We start from the raw sequence: 19,849 nt of genomic DNA on the forward strand, positions 1-19,849 counted from the left end.
AGTACTGCCTTTGAATGCGACGACCATCAACAGCCTGTTCTTGATCGGCGCGTTGCTGGTAAGTGCGAGCATTCTGGTGAGCTCCCTTTCGTCCCGCCTGGGCATCCCGATCCTGGTGATCATCCTGGCCGTGGGCATGACCGCCGGTGTCGATGGCGGCGGCATCATTTTCGATAACTACCCGACTGCCTACCTGGTGGGCAACCTCGCCCTGGCCGTGATCCTGCTCGACGGCGGCTTGCGCACACGGGTGGCGAGTTTCCGCGTGGCGCTGTGGCCGGCCTTGTCCCTGGCCACGGTGGGGGTGTTGATTACCACCGGCCTCACCGGCATGGCGGCGGCCTGGCTGTTCGACCTCAATATCATCCAGGGCTTGCTGATTGGCGCCATCGTTGGCTCAACGGACGCCGCGGCAGTGTTCTCGCTGCTGGGCGGCAAGGGCCTCAACGAACGGGTCAGCGCCAGCCTGGAAATCGAATCCGGCAGCAACGACCCGATGGCGGTGTTCCTTACCGTCACCCTGATCGACATGCTCGCCAGCGGCCAGACCGGCCTGCACTGGAGCCTGTTGACTCATCTGATTCGTGAATTCGGCATCGGTGGCCTGGTGGGCCTGGGCGGCGGCTGGCTGATGCTGCAGCTGGTCAACCGCATCAACCTGGCCAACGGCCTGTACCCGATTCTGGTAATCGCCGGCGGCCTGTTCGTTTTCGCCCTGACCAACGCCCTGCACGGCAGCGGCTTCCTGGCCGTGTACCTGTGCGGCCTGGTGATTGGCAACCGCCCGGTGCGCAGCCGCCATGGCATTTTGCATATGCTCGATGGCATGGCCTGGCTGGCGCAGATCGGCATGTTCCTGGTGCTGGGCCTGTTGGTCACGCCCCATGACCTGCTGCCCATCGCCCTGCCCGCGCTGGGCCTGGCGCTGTGGATGATCCTGTTTGCGCGGCCTCTTTCGGTGATGGTTGGCCTGCTGCCGTTCAAGGCATTCCACGGTCGCGAAAAGGCCTTTATCGCCTGGGTCGGCCTGCGCGGCGCGGTGCCGATCATCCTCGCGGTGTTCCCGCTGATGGCCGGCCTGCCCCATGCGCAGCTGTACTTCAACCTGGCGTTCTTTATCGTGCTGGTGTCGCTGCTGGTGCAGGGCACAAGCCTGCCGTGGGTGGCCAAGTTGCTCAAAGTCACCGTACCACCGGACCCGGCACCGATTTCCCGCGCAGCCCTGGAAGTGCACGTCACCAGCGAGTGGGAGCTGTTCGTCTACCGCCTCGGCGCCGAGAAATGGTGCATCGGCGCGGCCCTGCGCGAGCTGAAAATGCCCGAAGGCACGCGCATCGCTGCACTGTTTCGCGGCCAGCAACTGCTCCATCCGTCGGGTAGTACCGTGCTGGAAGTCGATGATTTGCTCTGTGTGATCGGCCATGAACACAACCTGCCGGCCCTGGGCAAACTGTTCAGCCAGGCACCGCAACGGGGCCTCGATTTGCGCTTCTTCGGCGACTTCGTGCTCGAAGGCGACGCCCAGCTGGGCGCGGTTTCGGCCTTGTACGGGCTCAAGCTCGAGGGTATCGACCCGGACATGCCGCTGAGTCGCTTCATCACCCAGAAGGTCGGCGGTGCACCGGTGGTGGGCGACCAGGTGGAATGGAACAACACCATCTGGACTGTCGCGGTCATGGACGGGAACAAGATTGGCAAAGTCGGCGTCAGATTCCCCGAAGGAAGTCGCCCGGGTCCCGGACTCTTCCTCTAAACTGCGGGGCAACAACGCCCCGATTCTTCACCTTGCAAGACCGGTCTCTATGCCAACCCTGCGCACTTTTATCGCCACTGCCCTGCTGGGCCTGACCCTTTGCGTCGGCGCCGTTCACGCTGCCGACCCGCCCAGCGCCGACGCCATCCAGCAAACCCTGGATAAACTGCCCGACCGCAAGCTGCCCGACGCTGACATGAAGGCGTTGCAGGGCATCCTGCAGCAGACCCTGACGTACCTGGCGAACCAGCAGGATTACGAGCAGCGCCTGGCCGATCTCAAGCGCCAGCTGGAAGAGGCCCCACGCCAGACCGCCGACAACCAGCGCGAGCTGGCCCGGCTCAAGGCCACCAAAATCATCCCGGTAGCCCAACGCTACGCCTCGCTGCCCGTGCCGCAGCTTGAGCAATTGCTGGTGCAACGCAGCACCCAGCAAGGCGACCTGCAAAAAGAGCTGGCCGACGCCAACAGCCTGACCATCGCCGCCCAGACCCGCCCCGAGCGCGCCCAGACCGAAATCAGCAGCAGCCAGACGCGCATCCAGCAGATCAATGCCACGCTCAAGCTGGGCAAAGACAACGGCAAAGCCCTCAGCGGCGACCAGCGCAACCAGTTGAACGCTGAACTGGCAGCCCTGAATGCGCTGATCCCCCTGCGCCGCCAGGAGTTGGCCGGCAACAGCCAGTTGCAAGACCTGGGCAACAGCCAGCACGACCTGATCCAGGAAAAAACCGCGCGCCTGGAGCAGGAAATCCAGGACCTGCAAACCCTGATCAACCAGAAACGCCTGGCCCAGTCCCAGCAGACGGTGACGCAACAGTCCATCGAAGCCCAGAAAGCCGGGGGCAGCAGCATCCTTGCCAAGGAAAGCGCCGACAACCTGAAGCTGTCCGACTACCTGCTCAAGAGCACTGACCGTCTCAATGACCTGACCCAGAAGAACCTGCAGACCAAGCAGCAACTGGACACGGTCAACCAGAGCGATTCGGCCCTGGACGAGCAGATCAACGTGCTCAAGGGCAGCCTGCTGCTTTCCAAGATTCTGTATAAGCAAAAACAGGCCCTGCCGCGCCTTACCGTCGACCGCGACCTGGCCGACGATATCGCCAACATTCGCCTGTACCAGTTCGAGGTCAACCAGCAGCGTGAGCTGATCAGTTCCCCCAGCGCCTATGTGGATAACCTGCTGGCCAACCAGCCACCGGACGAAGTCACGCCGCAACTGCGTCGCACCTTGCTGGAACTGGCGATCACCCGCAGCGACCTGCTGGAGCGCCTGAGCCGCGAGCTGAGTGCGCTACTGAACGAATCGATCACCCTGCAACTGAACCAGAAGCAACTGTTGAGCACCGCCACTACACTGCGCGCGACGCTTGATGAGCAGATGTTCTGGATCCCGAGCAACAAGCCGCTGGACACCGAATGGCTGGAAACCGTGCCGGCGCACCTGAGCAAGCAAGTCGCCACCCTGCCCTGGGCGTCCAGTGTCAGCGAACTGTATGACGGCCTGACCCAGCGCCCGTTGCTGTTCCTGCCGCTGCTGCTGTTGCTCGGCGCGCTGTTGTGGCGGCGCAAGGCGTTGTATCAGCGCCTGAACAAGGTCCACCTGGACATCGGTCACTTCAAGCGCGACAGCCAGTGGCATACGCCGCAGGCGATCCTGATCAATATCCTGCTGGCAATGCCGGTGTCACTGGGCCTGGCGCTGTGCGGCTATGCCTTGCAGATCGACGCCCGCGGGCAAAACGCCAACCTGGGCTCGGCCCTGCTGCAGATCGCCCAGGCGTGGCTGGTGTTCTACACCGCCTACCGCATCCTTGCGCCGGGCGGCGTGGCCGAACTGCACTTTCGCTGGGAGAAACCTCAGGTCCAGTTCCTCCAGGGCTGGATACGCAAGCTCGGGCTGGTGGTACTGGCGCTGGTGGCGGTGGTGGCGATTGCCGAACACCAACCGGCGGCACTGGCCGAAGACGTGCTGGGCATCGCCGTGGTGCTCACCTGTTATGGCTTGATGGCGTGGCTGCTGAGTCGCCTGTTGCTCAACAGCCCCACCCATGAAAAGGCCTCGCTGTTTCGCAAGGCCATCGGGCTGGTGTTCACCGCCCTGCCGATCGCGCTGTTCATCGCCGTGTGCTTTGGCTACTACTACACCGCCCTGAAACTCAGCGACCGGCTGATCAACACCCTGTACCTGCTGATGTTCTGGCTGGTGATCGAAGCCACCTTCGTGCGCGGCCTCGGCGTGGCCGCCCGGCGCCTGGCCTATGCCCGCGCCCTGGCCAAACGCCAGGCCGCCAAGGAAGCCGGTGATGGCGAAACGGTGATCGAGGAGCCGACCCTGGACATCGAACAGGTCAACGAACAGTCCATGCGCCTGATCCGCCTGGCCTTGCTCGGCGGCTTTATCGCGGCGCTGTACTGGGTGTGGTCGGACCTGATCTCGGTGTTTTCGTACCTGGATAACGTCACCCTGTACGAATACACCAGCGGTACGGGTGCCAATATCAGCATGGTGCCCATCAGTATCGGCGACCTGCTCGGCGCGTCGATCATCATCGGCATCACCTTCGCCCTGGCGCGCAACCTGCCCGGCCTGCTGGAAGTGCTGGTGCTGTCCAAGCTGGACCTGGCCCAAGGCAGCGCCTATGCCACCACCACCTTGCTGTCCTACATCATTGCCGGCGTAGGGTTTGTCACCACCCTGTCCACCCTCGGCGTGAGCTGGGACAAGCTGCAATGGCTGGTTGCAGCGCTGTCGGTGGGCCTGGGCTTCGGTATGCAGGAGATCTTCGCCAACTTCATCTCCGGCATCATGATCCTGTTCGAACGCCCGGTGCGCATTGGCGATACCATCACCATCGGCAACCTGTCGGGTACGGTGAGCAAGATCCGCATTCGCGCCACCACCATCACCGACTTCGACAACAAGGACATCATCGTCCCGAACAAGACTTTCATTACCGGCCAACTGATCAACTGGTCGCTGACCGACACCATCACCCGCGTCACCTTGAAACTCGGCGTGGACTACGGCTCCGATCTGGATCTGGTGAAGGAATTGTTACTCAAAGCCGCACGGGAAAACCCGCGGGTACTGAAAGAACCCGAACCCCATGTGTACTTCCTCAACTTCGGCGAAAGCACCCTGGACCACGAGCTGCGCATGCATGTGCGCGACCTCGGCGACCGCAACCCGGTGCTCGACGAGGTCAACCGCTTTATCAACCGTGAGTTCAAGAAACAGCACATCAACATCTCGTTCCGGCAGATGGAGATCTACCTGAAAAACCTCCACGGCCAGGAATACAAGCTGGTGCCGGCCGAGGATGAGCGCAAGACCATCGTCGAGCCCGTCGACAAGCCCGACGCACCAGAGCCACCCGCCGGCAAAGTGGTGGATGCGCCGGAGCCGCCACCGAGCAAACTCGACTAAACGCCCTGTCCCCAGCAGAATGCTCGGACATTCTGCTGGAGATGGCCGGTGAAAGCCCTCGACGAACTGACCTTCGACAACCGCTTCGCACGCCTGGGCGATGCGTTCTCAACCCACGTTCTGCCCGAGCCTCTGGACGAGCCGCGCCTGGTCGTGGCAAGCAAGGCCGCCATGGCGCTGCTCGACCTCGACCCGGCCGTGGCTGAAACGCCCGTGTTTGCCGAACTGTTTGGCGGCCACAAGCTGTGGGCCGAAGCCGAACCAAGGGCGATGGTCTATTCGGGGCATCAGTTTGGCGGCTACACCCCGCAATTGGGCGATGGCCGCGGGTTGTTGCTGGGCGAGGTCTACAACGACGCCGGCGAGCATTGGGATTTGCACCTCAAGGGCGCGGGGATGACGCCTTACTCGCGCATGGGCGACGGGCGTGCGGTGTTGCGCTCTTCGATCCGGGAATTCCTTGCCTCTGAAGCCCTGCATGCGCTGGGCATCCCCAGCAGCCGCGCCCTATGCGTGATCGGCTCCAGCACCCCGGTCTGGCGTGAGAAACAGGAACGTGGCGCCATGGTGTTGCGCCTGGCCCATAGCCATATCCGCTTCGGGCATTTCGAATACTTCTACTACACCAAGAAGCCCGAACAGCAGGCCGAGTTGGCCGAACACGTGCTGAACCTGCATTACCCCGAGTGCCGCGAGCAGCCTGAGCCGTACCTGGCGATGTTCCGCGAAATCGTCGAGCGCAATGCCGAAATGATCGCCAAGTGGCAGGCCTATGGCTTTTGCCACGGGGTGATGAACACCGACAACATGTCGATTCTGGGCATCACCTTCGACTTCGGGCCCTTCGCGTTTCTCGATGATTTTGACGCGCACTTCATCTGCAACCACTCCGACCATGAAGGGCGCTACTCCTTCAGCAACCAGGTGCCTATCGGGCAGTGGAACCTCAGCGCCTTGGCCCAGGCGCTTACGCCGTTCATCAGCGTTGATGCCTTGAAGGAGGCACTTGGCCTGTACCTGCCGTTCTACCAGGCCCACTACCTGGACCTGATGCGCCGCCGGCTGGGGCTCACGAGCGCTGAAGAGGATGACCAGAAACTGGTGGAAGACTTGCTCAAGCTGATGCAGAACAGCGGCGTGGACTACACACTGTTCTTCCGACGCCTGGGCGATGAATCCGCGGCGCTGGCCGTGACGCGGCTACGTGACGACTTTGTCGACCTGGCCGGGTTTGATACCTGGGCCGAGCGGTACAAGGCCCGCGTTGCGCGGGACGGGGATTTCACCCAGGAACAGCGCCGTGAGCGGATGCATGCGGTGAACCCGCTCTACATCCTGCGTAACTACCTGGCCCAAAACGCCATCGCCGCCGCCGAATCAGGCGACTACAGCGAAGTGCGACGGCTGCATGAAGTGCTAACCAGGCCGTTTGAAGAGCAAGCGGGGATGGAGCAGTACGCGCAACGGCCGCCGGATTGGGGTAAGCATTTGGAGATTAGTTGTTCGTCGTAAGTCCTGAAACCCATAGCCACCCCCAAGGAGCCCCCGATGTCCGAATCTCTTGTCATCCCCTGCCCACATTGCAACGGCCTCAACCGCATCCCCGGCGAACGCCTGGGTGATGCGCCCAAGTGCGGGCGTTGCAAGCAGTCGGTGTTGCTGAGCAAACCCTTTGATTTGAAACAGGGCGACTATGCCAGCCAGATCAAGGGCGACCTGCCGCTCCTGGTCGATGTGTGGGCCGAATGGTGCGGGCCGTGCAAGTCGTTTGCGCCGGTATTCGAGCAGGCCGCCGGGCAGCTTGAAGGCAAGTGCCGGCTGGCGAAGCTGGACAGTGAGGCTAATCAGCAGCTGTCGGCGCAGTTGGGGATTCGTTCTATTCCCAGTTTGATTCTGTTCAAGAACGGTCGCGAAGTGGCGCGCCAGAGCGGGGCGTTTCCGTTGCCGCAGCTGATGAGCTGGTTGCGTAGCCAGGGCGTATAAACATCCCCCGCCATCAACTCGGTCAATGTGGGAGCTGGCTTGCCTGCGATGCAGGCGACTCGGTCTGCCTGGTACACCGAGGCGATGCTATCGCAGGCAAGCCAGCTCCCACATTGAATGCATTTCAGCTTTAGGTCAGGGGGGCTTCGCGGTCCATCATCTGGCCGACCAGCATGACACCCAGTTCGCTTAATTGGTGAATCGCCAGGGCCACATCGCGATGTTCGCCTGTGAGGTCGTTGGACAAGTTGAGTAATAGCGTGCGCACGGAGGAGAAGGTTTCGTAGCTGTTGAGCACGAGGGCTTCGGTGGGGAGGTTGGGTGAAACATTGAAAAGACGGATAGACATGCATTTGTTCCCTGATAGGGCCACTACCGTTTCGCTACTAAACGAAGGGTGGCAGCTGTACGCAGGTTAGTAGACCGGGGAACAAAGCAAAGACCGGCGCACCCGAAGGTGCCCTGCGCACAGCCACCATCAGATAGGCGATAACGCCATGCTTTTGGAGCAGGTGCACATGCTTTGGTCGGTCGGGCTACTAAACCCGATCACTGAACATTCAGCGACCGGCAAACCTTAGAGACGCCCATCCAGACGCACAAGCCGGCGGATTCTGGCGTAGCTGTAGGCAAGGTTACAAGGCACAAGCCCAATTGCCAGACCCTTCCTACAGACCCTGTGGGACAAATCCAACCCACCTGCCGAAATGCAATCCAAACTGTGGGAGCTGCCTGTGGGGTCAGGCGTTTTCCAGCAGGCTATGCAACTCCACAAACTGCTGAGTCAGCTTGTGCCGTGGGTCGAGGTGGATCAGCGGCTTGCTCTCCTGGTGCGACTCGCGCATTCGCACCGAGCTGGCCAGGTACACCGGCAGCACCGGCAGCCCTTCGGCAATCAGTTCATCCAGAATCTGCTGCGGCAGGCTGGCCCGGGCCTGAAACTGGTTGACCACGATACCTTCCACTTCCAGGCCTTCATTATGGTCTTCCTTCAGTTCTTCGATTTCCGCCAGCAGGCCATACAGGGCCTGGCGCGAAAAGCTGTCGCAATCGAAGGGGATCAGCACACGATCAGCCGCAATCAGCGCAGAAACCGCATAGAAGTTCAACGCGGGTGGAGTATCGAGGTAAATCCGGTCGTAATCCTCGCTCAACTCATCCAGCAGCTTTCGCAGCTTGTTGATCTTGTGCTTGGCTTCGAGCTTGGGCTGCAGGTCTGCCAGCTCGGCGGTGGCGGTGATGACGTGCAGGTTGTCGAACGGCGTTTCGTAGATATCAACCTTGTTCTTCTTCGAAAACGGCCCGGAAGACAACGTTTGCTTGAAAAAATCCGCGATCCCCATGGGGATGTCTTCGCCCGTCAACCCGGTGAGGTACTGGGTCGAGTTGGCTTGCGCATCGAGGTCCACCAACAGGGTTCGATAACCTTCGCTGGCGCTGACCGCCGCCAGGTTGCAGGCGATGCTGGACTTGCCCACGCCGCCTTTTTGATTGAACACCACGCGCCGCATGGAAAAACCTCCGTGTATCAATGAATGACCGAGTGTAGAGCGCAAAAGCGCCAGTTAGCTACCTCGTTCATCCATACGCTGTGCCTGGCTCACAAATGAATGGGAAATCTCCGACGACCCAGCCTGGCCTGTGATCGCCGACAATCTGTAAATTCTTCCAACTTATTTGTGATCAATAGTGAACAAATTTTCACCACTATTTGCTAGAACCCCGCGGCACCGGGATAATGCGCGCCATTCGGCTATTGCTCTCTGTCCCGGAATCCGGGGCCATTGGCCGCACATGGAAGCCCGCAGGGGCGGGATAACTTCTCAGTGATCAACTTCAACATCGCCCAATGGCGCGCCTGGGCTCCTGGCCTTGAGAGTGCGCACGACTGGCACGCCTGGTGCCGGGACCCGGTGTTGCTGCCCGTCAGCGAAGCCTGCCCGGATGTGTCATTTCTGCCAGCTATGCAGCGCCGCCGCTTGAGCCGGCTGGCGCGCATGGCATTCAGCGTCGGCTGGCCGCTGGCCGAGGGCCTTGCAGAGCTGCCGCTGGTGTTCATTTCCCGCCACGGCGAAACCCCGCGCACCCTGGATATCCTCAGTGATCTGGCCAACGAGCAGCCGCTGTCGCCCACCCAGTTCAGCCTGTCGGTGCACAACGCGGTGATCGGCCTGTGGTCGATCCTGCGCAATGAAACCGCCGAGATGACTGCCCTCGCCGCCGTTGGCGATGGCCTGGAGCACGGCCTCCTCGAAGCCGCCGCACTGCTCAACGAAGGCGCCCCGGCGGTGCTGCTGGTGATCACTGAAGAACAGCCGCCCGAAGCCTACGCCGGCTGGATCCATGACGTACCGTTCCCCTATGCCCTCGGCCTGTTGCTCACACCGGGCGACGAGTGGCAGCTGGAACTTACCACCGGCACTGTCCAACCCTCCACCATCGCCCAGTGGCCCCACGCCCTGAACCTGCTGCGCACCCTGCTGACCGAACAGGGCGCCTGCCAACATGCCTGGAAGAACCGAGTATGGAACTGGCAACGCAAGCCCTGACCGACAAGCCTCGGGACGCCTATTACTGGCGCCTGCTCGCTACCGCCGCGAGCTTTTTCCTGTTCGGCGTGGGCGGGTTGTGCCTGCGTTTGCTGGTGTTTCCATTGCTCAGTTGCTTGCCGGGCAGTGCCGAACAGCACCAGCGCCGTGCACGTCACACCATCAGCCGGCTGTTCTGGTTCTTTGTGCGGTTGATGCAGCGTGTCGGCGTGCTGACCTACAGCGTGGAAGGCGCCGAGAAGCTCGGGCGCCCAGGGCAGATGATCGTTGCCAACCACCCGTCGCTGATCGATGTGGTGTTCCTGATCGGCCTGATGCGCCAGACCAACTGCGTGGTCAAGCAGAGCCTGTTCCAGAACCCCTTCACCCGCGGGCCGGTGCGTGATGCCGGCTACATCAGCAACGACGGCAGCGCCGATATGCTCGATGCGGCTGCCGATGCCCTGCGCGCCGGCCAGACCCTGATCATCTTTCCCGAAGGCACCCGCACCACACCCGGCGCGGCCCCCGCCTTTCATCGCGGCGGCGCGGCCATTGCCCTGCGGGGTGCGACAATCATCACCCCGGTGGTGATCAAGGTCAGCCCCACCACCCTGACCAAGGCCGAACCCTGGTATCGCATCCCCAAACGTCGATTTCACTTCAGTTTGCGCGTGGGGGCCGATATAGAGCCACAAGCGTTTGCCGCGCTCGGCGCCGCGCCCCAGGCTTCACGCAAGCTCAACGATTACCTGCATCACTATTTCATTAAGGAGCTCGCCGAAGATGAGCAACCAAAAAAGCCTTGAGCACGACATAAAGACGCTGATCATCGAGGCCCTGGGCCTGGAAGACATCAGCGCCGACGACATTGGCAGCGAACAGACTCTGTTTGGCGAAGGCCTGGGCCTGGACTCGGTCGATGCCCTGGAATTGGGCCTGGCGATCCAGAAAACCTACGGCATCAAGATCGATGCCGACGCCAAGGACACCCGCAATCATTTCACCAACGTGGCCAGCCTTGCGGCGCTCGTCACGGCCCGACAGGCAGCTTGAGACCGTACCATGCAAACTCGTGACGATATTTTCAACACCCTGCGCGATGCCTTGGTGGAACTGTTTGAACTGCCCCCGGAGCGCGTCACCCTCGACGCCAACCTGTATCAAGACCTGGAAATCGACAGCATCGACGCCGTGGACCTGATCGACCACATCAAGCGCCAGACCGGTAAGAAGATCGCCGCCGAAGAATTCAAGGCGGTGCGCACCGTGAACGACGTGGTTGAGGCGGTATACCGTCTGGTCCAGCCCGCCGCATGAGCCGGCTGATCGGCCTTGGCCTGTTGTTGGCGGGGCTGCTGTACCCCTTTGCGGTGTATTACGGCACCGAGCATTTTGCACCGTGGCAATTCGGCCTGTTGCTGGGCAGCCTGTGGCTGTTGCGCGCCCTGACCGCTGGGCGGCGCCCGGGCAGCCGCTGGATGGCGGTGACGGTGATCGTGTTCTGCGTGCTGCTGGCCTGGTTCGATAACCCGCAGTGGCTGCGTTGGTACCCCAGCCTGGTCAGCGCGTTCATGTTGGCGCTGTTCGGCCTGAGCCTGAAATACGGCCCGCCGATGGTCGAGCGCCTGGCACGCATGACTGACCCGCAACTGCCGCCGAAGGCAATCGTGTATACCCGCCAGGTCACCGTGGTGTGGAGTGCATTTTTTCTGTGTAACGGCTTGCTCGCCGCCGCGCTCACGCTGTGGGCGCCGCTGAGCTGGTGGACGTTGTACAACGGCTTGATCGCCTACGGGCTGATGGCGCTGTTGTTTGCCGTGGAATGGCTGGTACGACAAAGGGTTCGAGGCCGCGTATGAATGGGTTGAAACTTGAGCACTTGTTGCTTGAGCCGCTGCAACAGCGCTGGGTCACCACCGAGCCTGACATGAATCACGCCCAGCTGTGGGAAGCATCCCTGCGCCTGGCGGCCGGCTTGCAGGCGCGAGGCATCCAGCGCCTGGCCGTGTACCTGGAAGACGCGGGCGTCCTGGCGATTGCCTTGCTGGGCGCCTGGCGCGCCGGTGCCAGCGTACTGCTGCCGGCCGACCTGCAGCCCCAGACCCGCCATCGCTGGGATCCTGCCGTCGACGCCTGGTTGATCGAAGCCGCTGATCTCGAGGCGCTGTACCAGGCGCCACTGAGCCCTGCGGTTCTCGACCTGGACACCTGCCAACTGAGCCTGTGCACCTCCGGTTCCAGCGGCGAGCCCAAGCGCATCGACAAGTCCCTGCGCCAACTGGCCAATGAAGTCGAGGCGCTGGAAGCCCTGTGGGGGGCGGACCTCAAAGACGCCTGCATCATCGGCAGCGTCGCCACCCAGCACATCTACGGCTTGCTGTTTCGCGTGCTGTGGCCGCTGTGCGCAGGTCGCACCTTTGTGCGCAAGCAACTGGCGTTCCCCGAAGACATGCAGCGCGCCAGCCGCGAGCACCCACAATTCGCCTGGGTCGCCAGCCCGGCGCTGCTCAAACGCATGGGCGACAACCTCGACTGGCCGGCACTGAGCCAGGTTGCGCGGGTGTTTTCCTCCGGTGGCGCGCTGCCCGTTGAAGCCGCCGGCAGTCTGTATGACCGCTTGCAGCAATGGCCGACGGAAATTCTCGGCAGCTCGGAAACCGGCGGCATCGCCTGGCGCCAGGGCGCGCAACCCTGGCAGCCGTTTGCCGATGTGCAACTGAGCCAGGATGCCGACGGCGCGCTGCGCATCGCGTCAAAGTACCTGCCCGAAGGGCACATCGAACAGACCGCCGACGCTGCACGCATCCATGCCGATGGCCGCTTCGAATTGCTGGGCCGCCTGGACCGCATCGTCAAGCTGGAAGAAAAACGCATCTCCCTGCCGATGCTCGAACAGGCATTGATGACCCATCCCTGGGTCGCCGAAACCCGCTTGGGTGTAGTGCAGGAAAACCGCGCCTCCCTTGGCGCGCTGGTGGTGCTCAGCAGCGATGGCCTGCATGCCCTGCGCAACCAGGGCCGGCGCACGCTCACCCAAACCCTGCGCCAGCACCTGGGCCAACATTGCGAAGCCCTGGCCCTGCCCCGTCGCTGGCGGTTGCTGCGCCAATTGCCGCTCAACAGCCAGGGCAAGCTGCCCCAGGCCGATATCGAAGCACTTCTGCTGGCTCCCCGGCCAAAAGCCCCCGAAGTGCTGGAGCAGGTCGAAGCCGATGGCGAATGGACCGTGCAACTGAGCGTTCCGCCGGACCTGGCCTATTTCAGCGGACACTTCCCGGTAACGCCCGTGCTGCCGGGCGTGGTGCAAGTGGAATGGGCGTTCAACCTGGGCCAGCAACTGCTCGACTTGCCGAGCACCTTCGCCGGCATGGAAGTGCTCAAGTTCCAGCAACTGGTGCGCCCGGGCGATCAGATTGAACTGCACCTGCGCTTTGACCCGGAACGCAGCAAGCTTTATTTCACCTACCGCAACGGCGTTGCCGCCTGTTCCAGCGGTCGCATACAGTTGGTGACTGCGAATGCATAACCCCTGCGCCCTGATTCCGGTGTACAACCACGAAACTGCCGTACCCGCCGTGGTCCGCAGCCTGCTGGGCAGCGGCTTGCCGTGCCTGCTGGTCGACGACGGCAGCAGCCCGGCCTGCGCAGCGGTGTTGGCGCAATTGGCCACCCTCGACAACGTCACCCTGTTGACCCTGCCCAGCAACCAGGGCAAGGGTGGCGCCGTGATGGCCGGCTTTCGCGAAGCGGCGCGCCAGGGCTACACCCACGCCCTGCAAGTGGACGCCGACGGCCAGCACGACCTGCGTGAAGTCGAGACCTTTATCGACACCTCGCGCCGGCACCCTGACGCCGTCATCTGCGGCTACCCCGAATACGACGACAGCGTGCCCAAAGGCCGTTTGTATGCGCGTTACCTGACCCACGTATGGGTGTGGATCAACACCCTGTCGTTGCAGATTCGCGACTCGATGTGCGGTTTTCGCGTGTACCCGCTGGCGCCAACCCTGGCCTTGATGGACTCGGCCTACATCGGCACGCACATGGATTTCGACTCGGACATCCTGGTGCGCCTGGCCTGGCGCAACCAACCGATGCGCTGGCTGCCGACCCAGGTGCACTACCCGGCCGACGGCCTGTCGCACTTTCGCTTGTTCCGCGACAACGTTCGCATCAGCGCCATGCACACGCGGCTGTTTTTCGGCATGTTGGTGCGTGCGCCGATGATCCTGTGGCGACGGTGGCAGGCATGAGCGACAGCACCAAGCACTGGGCCGACCGCGAGGAACGCGGCAGCTTCTGGCTGATGAAGCTCACGGCGCTCGCCGCAAAAGTCCTGGGTCGTCGCCTGTTGAGCCCTTTGCTCTACAGCATCGTTTTCTACTTCTTTCTGTTTGACCGCACGGCGCGCCGCAGCGCCTGGCAATATCAACAGCGCCTGGCCCAATGGAGTGGGTGCGATGAACTGCTGCCCAGCCACCGGAAAGTCTTCGGCCAGTTCATGGCCTTCGCCGATTCCCTGCTCGACAAGCTCGACGTATGGAACGGCAAGCTGGGCCTGGAACAGATCGAAATCAACGACCCGGCGCAATTGCGCGGGCAACTGCGTGGCGAGCGCGGGCAGATGCTGGTGGGCGCGCACCTGGGCAACCTGGAAGTGTGCCGTGCACTGGCGGAGATCGGTGAACAGGTCACCATGAACGTGTTGGTGCACACCAAGCACGCCGAGCGTTTCAACCGCCTGTTGGGTGAAGCCGGGGCCAGCCATTTGCGCCTGATCCAGGTCAGCGAGCTGGACCCGGCCACCATGCTGCTGCTCAGCCAGCGCCTGGACGACGGCGAATGGCTGGCGATTGCCGGTGACCGCATACCGTTGCACGGTGGGCGCACGGTGCGCGTGGATTTCCTCGGCCACCCGGCTGCGCTCCCCCAAGGCCCGTGGCTGCTGGCCGGGCTGCTCAAATGCCCGGTGAACCTGCTGATGTGCCTCAAACACCAAGGCCGCTATCGCCTGACCATCGAGCCTTTCGCACCGTTGATCGAATGGAAGCGCAGCACCCGCGAGCAGGTGATTGCCGAGTGGACCGCCCGCTACGCCGCACGCCTGGGCCAGTTCTGCCTGCAAGCGCCCCAACAATGGTTCAACTTTTACCCTTTCTGGAAGACCGATGACGACGCATCTTGAGCCGGTAACCTTTGGCGAACGCCCCTTGCGCATCGAAGACGTGCTGGCCCTGGCCAACCGTCAGGCGCCCACGCAATTGCAGGGTGATGCTGCCTATCGTCAGCGCATCGCCAAGGGCGCGCAGTTTCTCGACTCGCTGCTGGACAAGGAAGGCGTGATCTACGGCGTCACCACCGGCTACGGCGACTCCTGCGTGGTGGCGGTACCGCTGGAACACGTCGAAGCCTTGCCGCGTCACCTGTACACCTTTCACGGTTGCGGCCTGGGCAAGCTGCTCGACGCCCAAGCCACCCGCGCCGTGTTGGCGGCGCGTTTGCAGTCGCTGTGCCATGGCGTGTCGGGCGTACGCGTGGAACTGCTGGAACGCCTGCACGCCTTCCTCGAACACGATGTGCTGCCACTGATCCCGGAAGAAGGCTCGGTGGGCGCCAGCGGTGATCTGACGCCGCTGTCCTACGTGGCAGCGACCTTGTCCGGCGAACGTGAAGTGCTGTTTCGTGGCGAACGCCGCCCGGCGGTCGACGTGCACCGCGAACTGGGCTGGGAGCCTTTGGTGCTGCGCCCCAAGGAAGCCCTGGCCTTGATGAACGGCACCGCCGTGATGACTGGCCTGGCCTGCCTGGCTTTCGCCCGCGCCGACTACCTGCTCCACCTGGCGACGCGCATCACCGCGCTCAATGTGGTGGCGCTGCAAGGCAACCCGGAACACTTCGACGAGCGCCTGTTCGCCGCCAAGCCGCACCCTGGGCAGATGCAAGTGGCCGCGTGGCTGCGCAACGACCTGGCGATTGATGCGCCAGCGGCGCCGCTGCATCGCTTGCAGGATCGCTACTCGCTGCGCTGCGCCCCCCATGTGCTCGGCGTGTTGGCCGACAGCCTGAGCTGGTTGCGCTCGTTCATCGAGATCGAACTCAACAGCGCCAACGACAATCCGATCATCGACGCTGAAGAAGAACGCGTACTGCACGGCGGGCACTTCTACGGCGGGCATATCGCCTTCGCCATGGACAGCCTCAAGACCCTGGTGGCCAACGTCGCCGACCTGCTCGACCGCCAGCTCGCGCTGCTGGTGGACGTGCGTTACAACCATGGCCTGCCAAGCAACCTCTCGGGCGCCCCCGCCGACCGCGCGATGATCAATCACGGTTTCAAGGCCGTGCAGATCGGCACCAGCGCCTGGACCGCCGAAGCATTGAAGAACACCATGCCGGCCAGTGTGTTCTCACGCTCCACCGAGTGCCACAACCAGGACAAGGTGAGCATGGGCACCATCGCTGCCCGCGATGCAATCCGCGTACTGGAGCTGACCGAACAAGTAGCCGCCGCCGCCCTGCTCGCCGCCAACCAGGGCGTGTGGCTGCGAGCCCAAGCAGAAGATGCCCGAGCGCTGCCACCGGCACTGGCCGCAATGCACGCAGAATTGGCCATGGACTTCCCGCCAGTCATCGAAGACCGTGCCCTGGAAGGCGAACTGCGCCTGTGCCTGCAACGCATCGCCGCGCAACACTGGAGGCTGCATGCGTAGCCCCGGCGTATTGCACTGCGACACGCAAATCCTCGTGCCGTTTTTCGATATCGACACCATGAACGTGGTGTGGCACGGGCACTACGTGAAGTACCTGGAAGTGGCGCGCTGTGCGCTGCTGGACAAGATCGGCCATAACTACACGGCGATGCTCGAGTCCGGCTACGCCTGGCCGGTGATCGACATGCAGCTACGCTATGTACGTGGCGCGACCTTCGGCCAGACGCTCAATGTGCGTGCCAGCCTGGTGGAGTGGGAGAACCGTTTGAAGGTCAACTACCTGATCACTGACCTGGCGAGCGGCGAGCGCTTGACCCGCGCCAGCACCGTGCAAGTGGCGGTGCAAATCGCCAACCGCGAGATGCAACTTGCCTCGCCCAAGATATTCACCGATGCCGTAGAAAGGGCCCTGAAATGCTGACCCCTGTGGGAGCGGGCTTGCCCGCGATGGTCGTTAACGATAACGCACGACGCCTGACACTACGCAGCGTCCTCAGGTTCTTCGCGGGCAAGCCCGCTCCCACAGGGATTGTGCTTATCCTGCTGTTGGGCGTTCCAGGCTTGGCCCAGGCGTTCGACTTGCAGCAGTTGAGCGATCAGCTTGCAAAACCCTCTGTCATCCACGGCAGCTTCACTCAGGAAAAACACCTGCGCGCCCTGCCCCAGCCGCTGGTCAGCAAAGGCACCTTCGTGCTCGCCAAGGACCACGGCCTGTTATGGCTGCTCAAGACCCCGCTGCAACAGGACTACCGCATCACAGGCCAAGGCATCGCCCGGCGTGACGCCAACGGCTGGCAACCGCTGCCGAACAAGAGCGCCGGGGCCGAACAGAATCGCCTGTTTCTCGCCGTACTCCAGGGCGACAGCAGCGGCTTGCAGCGTGACTTCGAACTGCAACTGCAAGGCCAGCCCCACAACTGGAAGCTCACGCTGACCCCGCGCTCATTGCTGCTCAAGCAAGTGTTCACCCGGATCAATATCGACGGCGGCGAACTGGTGCAAACCATCGAGCTGCTGGAAACCCAGGGCGACAGCACTGTATTGCGTATGCAGGACAGCACGGCCGACCAACCCTTGAGCGATGCGGAGCAACACGACTTTGCCCAGTGAGCGCCTGCTGCCGCGCCTGTTCCTGATCCTGCTGGTGGCCGTGCTGGCCCTGGCCGGCTGGCAGTGGCGCCATGGCGCGCCGTTGTCGGCCAACCTGATGGAACTGGTGCCGGGCAGTACGCCGGACGCCCTGGAACAGCAGGCCGAACAGCGTATGCAAGAACCGCTGAACCGCGAGATGCTGGTACTGGTGGGCCATGCCGACCGCCAGCAAGCACTGGCCGCGGCGCAGCAAATGGGCGAGCGTTGGCAGGCCAGCGGTCTGTTTGAACAGGTGCAATGGAACCTGCAAGCCGACTTGCCGGCGTTGCGCGAGCAACTGCTGCGTGGGCGTTTGTCGATGCTCTCGGCCAACGACCGTGAGCAACTGATCGAACGCCCCGGCGCTTTTATCCAGCAGCGGGTACAAGCACTGTTCGACCCGTTCACCGGCTTCAGCCTGGTGCCGAGCCAGGACGACTGGCTCGGCCTGACCGGGCGTATCCAGAACAGCCAGCCACAACACGGCGCGGTTCAGCTGGACATCGGCAGCGGCGCCTTGATCGCCGAAGCCGACGGCCAAAGCTGGGTGCTGGTGCGGGCACGCACCAACGGCAATGCCTTCGATATGAAATTGCCGTTGCAAGTGGCGGATTTACTCCAGGCCAGCCGCGAGCAGGCTGGTGAGCACGGCGCGCAATTGCTCGCCGCCAGCGGCTTGCTCTACGCGGCCAATGGGCAGCAGCAAGCCACGCGGGAAATCACCTGGGTCGGCGGTGGCGCAACCATCGGCATCCTGTTGTTGCTGTTGCTGGCTTTCCGACGCTGGCGGGTGTTGCTGGCATTTGTGCCGGTGCTGGTGGGCATGCTGTTTGGCGCAGTCGCTTGTGTGGCACTGTTTGGGCATATGCATGTGATGACCCTGGTGCTGGGCTCCAGCCTGATCGGCGTGGCGGTGGATTACCCACTGCACTACCTGTCCAAAAGCTGGAGCCTGCAACCCTGGCGCAGTTGGCCGGCGTTGCGCCTGACCCTGCCGGGGCTGAGCCTGAGCCTGGCCACCAGTTGCATCGGCTACCTGGCGCTGGCCTGGACACCCTTCCCGGCGCTGACGCAAATCGCAGTGTTCTCCGCCGCCGGGCTGGTGGGGGCTTATTTGTGTGCGGTGTGCCTGCTGCCTGCGCTGCTCAAGGGCGTGGAGCTGCGCCCGGCGCAATGGCCGCTGCGTGTCGCCCAGGCCCTATGGCAACTGCGTACCGCCTTGATCAAACGCGTGCCCGGTTCTGTGCTGCTGGTGGCGGTGCTGGTGTTCTGCGCCGCCGGCCTGTGGCAGCTCAACAGCAAGAACGATATTCGCCAGTGGATCGGCGCGCCGCCGCAATTGCTCCAGGAAGCACAGGCCGTAGCGCGCATCACCGGGTTCCAGCCCACCAGCCAGTTTTTCCTGGTGCGCGCAGATAATCAGCAACAGTTGCTGGAACGCCAAGCCGCCCTGGGCAAACGCCTGGATCAGTTGGTGAACATGGACAAGCTCCAGGGCTACCTGGCGCTCAGTCAACTGGTGAACCTGCCCGAGGAGCAGCAACAACTGCGCGATGCGCTGAACACTCTGGCGCAACACTGGCAACCGCTGCTGGACCTCGGCGTGCCCGTCAGTGCCCTGCAGGCTGAAGTCGCGCAGTTGCAGGCGCTGCCCACTCAAGACATTGACGCAGCGCTGCAAGGCCCGCTGGCCGAACCCTGGCGCACGCTCTGGCTCGGCCCGGTCGACGGCGGCGTGGCGGCCATGGTCAGCTTGCAAGGCTTGAACAACCCGGCGTTGCTGCGGGTGCAGGCGCTGGATTTGCCCGGCGTGCAACTGGTCGATCGCTTGGGCGACTTGAACCGCGTGTTTGCCGACACGCAAATCAGCGCAGCCGAATTGAAGTTGCTGTCGTGCGTGTTGATCGTGCTGTTGCTGATTGCGCCCTTCGGTTTTGGCGGCGCCTTGCGTATCGTCGCCCTGCCCCTGCTGGCCGCGCTGTGCAGCCTGGCCAGCCTCGGCTGGCTGGGCCAGCCGCTGACCTTGTTCAGCCTGTTTGGCCTGTTGCTGGTCACGGCCATCAGCGTTGACTACGCGATCTTGATGCGCGAGCAGATCGGCGGCCCGGCCGTCAGCCTCTTGGGAACACTGCTGGCGGCGTTGACAACCTGGTTGTCGTTCGGCCTGCTGGCGGTGTCGAGTACACCGGCCGTGAGTAATTTCGGTTTATCGGTCAGCCTGGGCCTGGCATTCAGCTTTATGCTGGCGCCCTGGGCAGCCCAGCAGAAACACACCTTATGAATGCGATTATCGCCCATGCGGCAAGGA

At 62.8% G+C, this 19,849-nt stretch carries 18 protein-coding genes; 16 read left to right on the forward strand and 2 right to left on the reverse strand.

Features of this window, described 5'->3' with window-relative positions:
- Positions 1-10 precede the first annotated feature (10 nt).
- Genes E4O98_RS14645 through trxC form a run of 4 tightly spaced genes read left to right on the forward strand, consistent with a single transcriptional unit; the run spans position 11 to position 7,169 of the window.
- The gene (locus E4O98_RS14645; RefSeq protein WP_005784108.1) at positions 11-1,753 is read left to right on the forward strand and encodes a potassium/proton antiporter; all 1,743 of its coding nucleotides are present in this window, start codon (positions 11-13) and stop codon (positions 1,751-1,753) included.
- A gap of 49 nt (positions 1,754-1,802) precedes the next feature.
- On the forward strand, positions 1,803-5,186 hold the full coding sequence (gene mscK / locus E4O98_RS14650) for a mechanosensitive channel MscK (RefSeq protein WP_078820112.1): 3,384 nt from the start codon (positions 1,803-1,805) through the stop codon (positions 5,184-5,186).
- Positions 5,187-5,234: 48 nt separating this feature from the next.
- Complete coding sequence (selO, locus tag E4O98_RS14655) at positions 5,235-6,698, forward strand: protein adenylyltransferase SelO (RefSeq protein ID WP_248135611.1); 1,464 nt, start codon at positions 5,235-5,237, stop codon at positions 6,696-6,698.
- 36 nt (positions 6,699-6,734) lie between these two features.
- The gene (gene trxC, locus E4O98_RS14660) at positions 6,735-7,169 is read left to right on the forward strand and encodes a thioredoxin TrxC (RefSeq protein ID WP_032878279.1); all 435 of its coding nucleotides are present in this window, start codon (positions 6,735-6,737) and stop codon (positions 7,167-7,169) included.
- Positions 7,170-7,299: 130 nt separating this feature from the next.
- On the opposite strand, the gene E4O98_RS14665 is transcribed toward trxC, so the two are convergent.
- A complete protein-coding gene (locus E4O98_RS14665; protein ID WP_103733928.1) occupies positions 7,300-7,518 on the reverse strand; it encodes a DUF6124 family protein in 219 nt (72 codons plus the stop codon).
- A gap of 391 nt (positions 7,519-7,909) precedes the next feature.
- Positions 7,910-8,680, reverse strand: coding sequence for a ParA family protein (locus tag E4O98_RS14670; protein WP_248135613.1), 771 nt, complete (start codon positions 8,678-8,680; stop codon positions 7,910-7,912).
- A 315-nt stretch (positions 8,681-8,995) separates the two neighbouring features.
- Between E4O98_RS14670 and E4O98_RS14675 the strand changes: the two genes are divergently transcribed.
- The 12 genes from E4O98_RS14675 to E4O98_RS14730 are packed head-to-tail and all read left to right on the forward strand — an operon-like array spanning position 8,996 to position 19,822.
- Entirely contained in the window at positions 8,996-9,718 is a 723-nt protein-coding gene (locus E4O98_RS14675; protein ID WP_078820110.1) for a beta-ketoacyl synthase chain length factor, read from the forward strand.
- Positions 9,694-10,506, forward strand: coding sequence for a lysophospholipid acyltransferase family protein (locus tag E4O98_RS14680; RefSeq protein WP_248135615.1), 813 nt, complete (start codon positions 9,694-9,696; stop codon positions 10,504-10,506). Before E4O98_RS14675 ends, E4O98_RS14680 begins: the two co-directional genes overlap by 25 nt.
- Positions 10,484-10,753, forward strand: coding sequence for a phosphopantetheine-binding protein (locus E4O98_RS14685; protein WP_248135617.1), 270 nt, complete (start codon positions 10,484-10,486; stop codon positions 10,751-10,753). Before E4O98_RS14680 ends, E4O98_RS14685 begins: the two co-directional genes overlap by 23 nt.
- 9 nt (positions 10,754-10,762) lie before the next feature.
- On the forward strand, positions 10,763-11,017 hold the full coding sequence (locus E4O98_RS14690) for an acyl carrier protein (protein WP_003187949.1): 255 nt from the start codon (positions 10,763-10,765) through the stop codon (positions 11,015-11,017).
- Positions 11,014-11,559, forward strand: a complete 546-nt coding sequence (locus E4O98_RS14695; protein WP_078820107.1) for a hypothetical protein — start codon at positions 11,014-11,016, stop codon at positions 11,557-11,559. Before E4O98_RS14690 ends, E4O98_RS14695 begins: the two co-directional genes overlap by 4 nt.
- Positions 11,556-13,226, forward strand: coding sequence for an acyl-CoA synthetase family protein (locus E4O98_RS14700; protein WP_248090452.1), 1,671 nt, complete (start codon positions 11,556-11,558; stop codon positions 13,224-13,226). The genes E4O98_RS14695 and E4O98_RS14700 overlap by 4 nt, the downstream gene beginning before the upstream one ends.
- The gene (locus E4O98_RS14705) at positions 13,219-13,953 is read left to right on the forward strand and encodes a glycosyltransferase family 2 protein (RefSeq protein WP_078820105.1); all 735 of its coding nucleotides are present in this window, start codon (positions 13,219-13,221) and stop codon (positions 13,951-13,953) included. Before E4O98_RS14700 ends, E4O98_RS14705 begins: the two co-directional genes overlap by 8 nt.
- Complete coding sequence (locus E4O98_RS14710) at positions 13,950-14,885, forward strand: glycosyl transferase (protein ID WP_248135619.1); 936 nt, start codon at positions 13,950-13,952, stop codon at positions 14,883-14,885. The genes E4O98_RS14705 and E4O98_RS14710 overlap by 4 nt, the downstream gene beginning before the upstream one ends.
- Complete coding sequence (locus E4O98_RS14715) at positions 14,869-16,410, forward strand: aromatic amino acid ammonia-lyase (RefSeq protein ID WP_248135621.1); 1,542 nt, start codon at positions 14,869-14,871, stop codon at positions 16,408-16,410. Before E4O98_RS14710 ends, E4O98_RS14715 begins: the two co-directional genes overlap by 17 nt.
- Complete coding sequence (locus E4O98_RS14720; RefSeq protein ID WP_032878289.1) at positions 16,403-16,831, forward strand: acyl-CoA thioesterase; 429 nt, start codon at positions 16,403-16,405, stop codon at positions 16,829-16,831. Before E4O98_RS14715 ends, E4O98_RS14720 begins: the two co-directional genes overlap by 8 nt.
- A complete protein-coding gene (locus tag E4O98_RS14725; protein ID WP_032878290.1) occupies positions 16,825-17,520 on the forward strand; it encodes an outer membrane lipoprotein carrier protein LolA in 696 nt (231 codons plus the stop codon). Before E4O98_RS14720 ends, E4O98_RS14725 begins: the two co-directional genes overlap by 7 nt.
- Complete coding sequence (locus E4O98_RS14730; protein WP_248135624.1) at positions 17,492-19,822, forward strand: MMPL family transporter; 2,331 nt, start codon at positions 17,492-17,494, stop codon at positions 19,820-19,822. Before E4O98_RS14725 ends, E4O98_RS14730 begins: the two co-directional genes overlap by 29 nt.
- Positions 19,823-19,849: the final 27 nt, after the last annotated feature.

This window comes from Pseudomonas sp. W2Jun17 (assembly GCF_023127795.1).
Lineage (GTDB): Bacteria > Pseudomonadota > Gammaproteobacteria > Pseudomonadales > Pseudomonadaceae > Aquipseudomonas > Aquipseudomonas synxantha_A.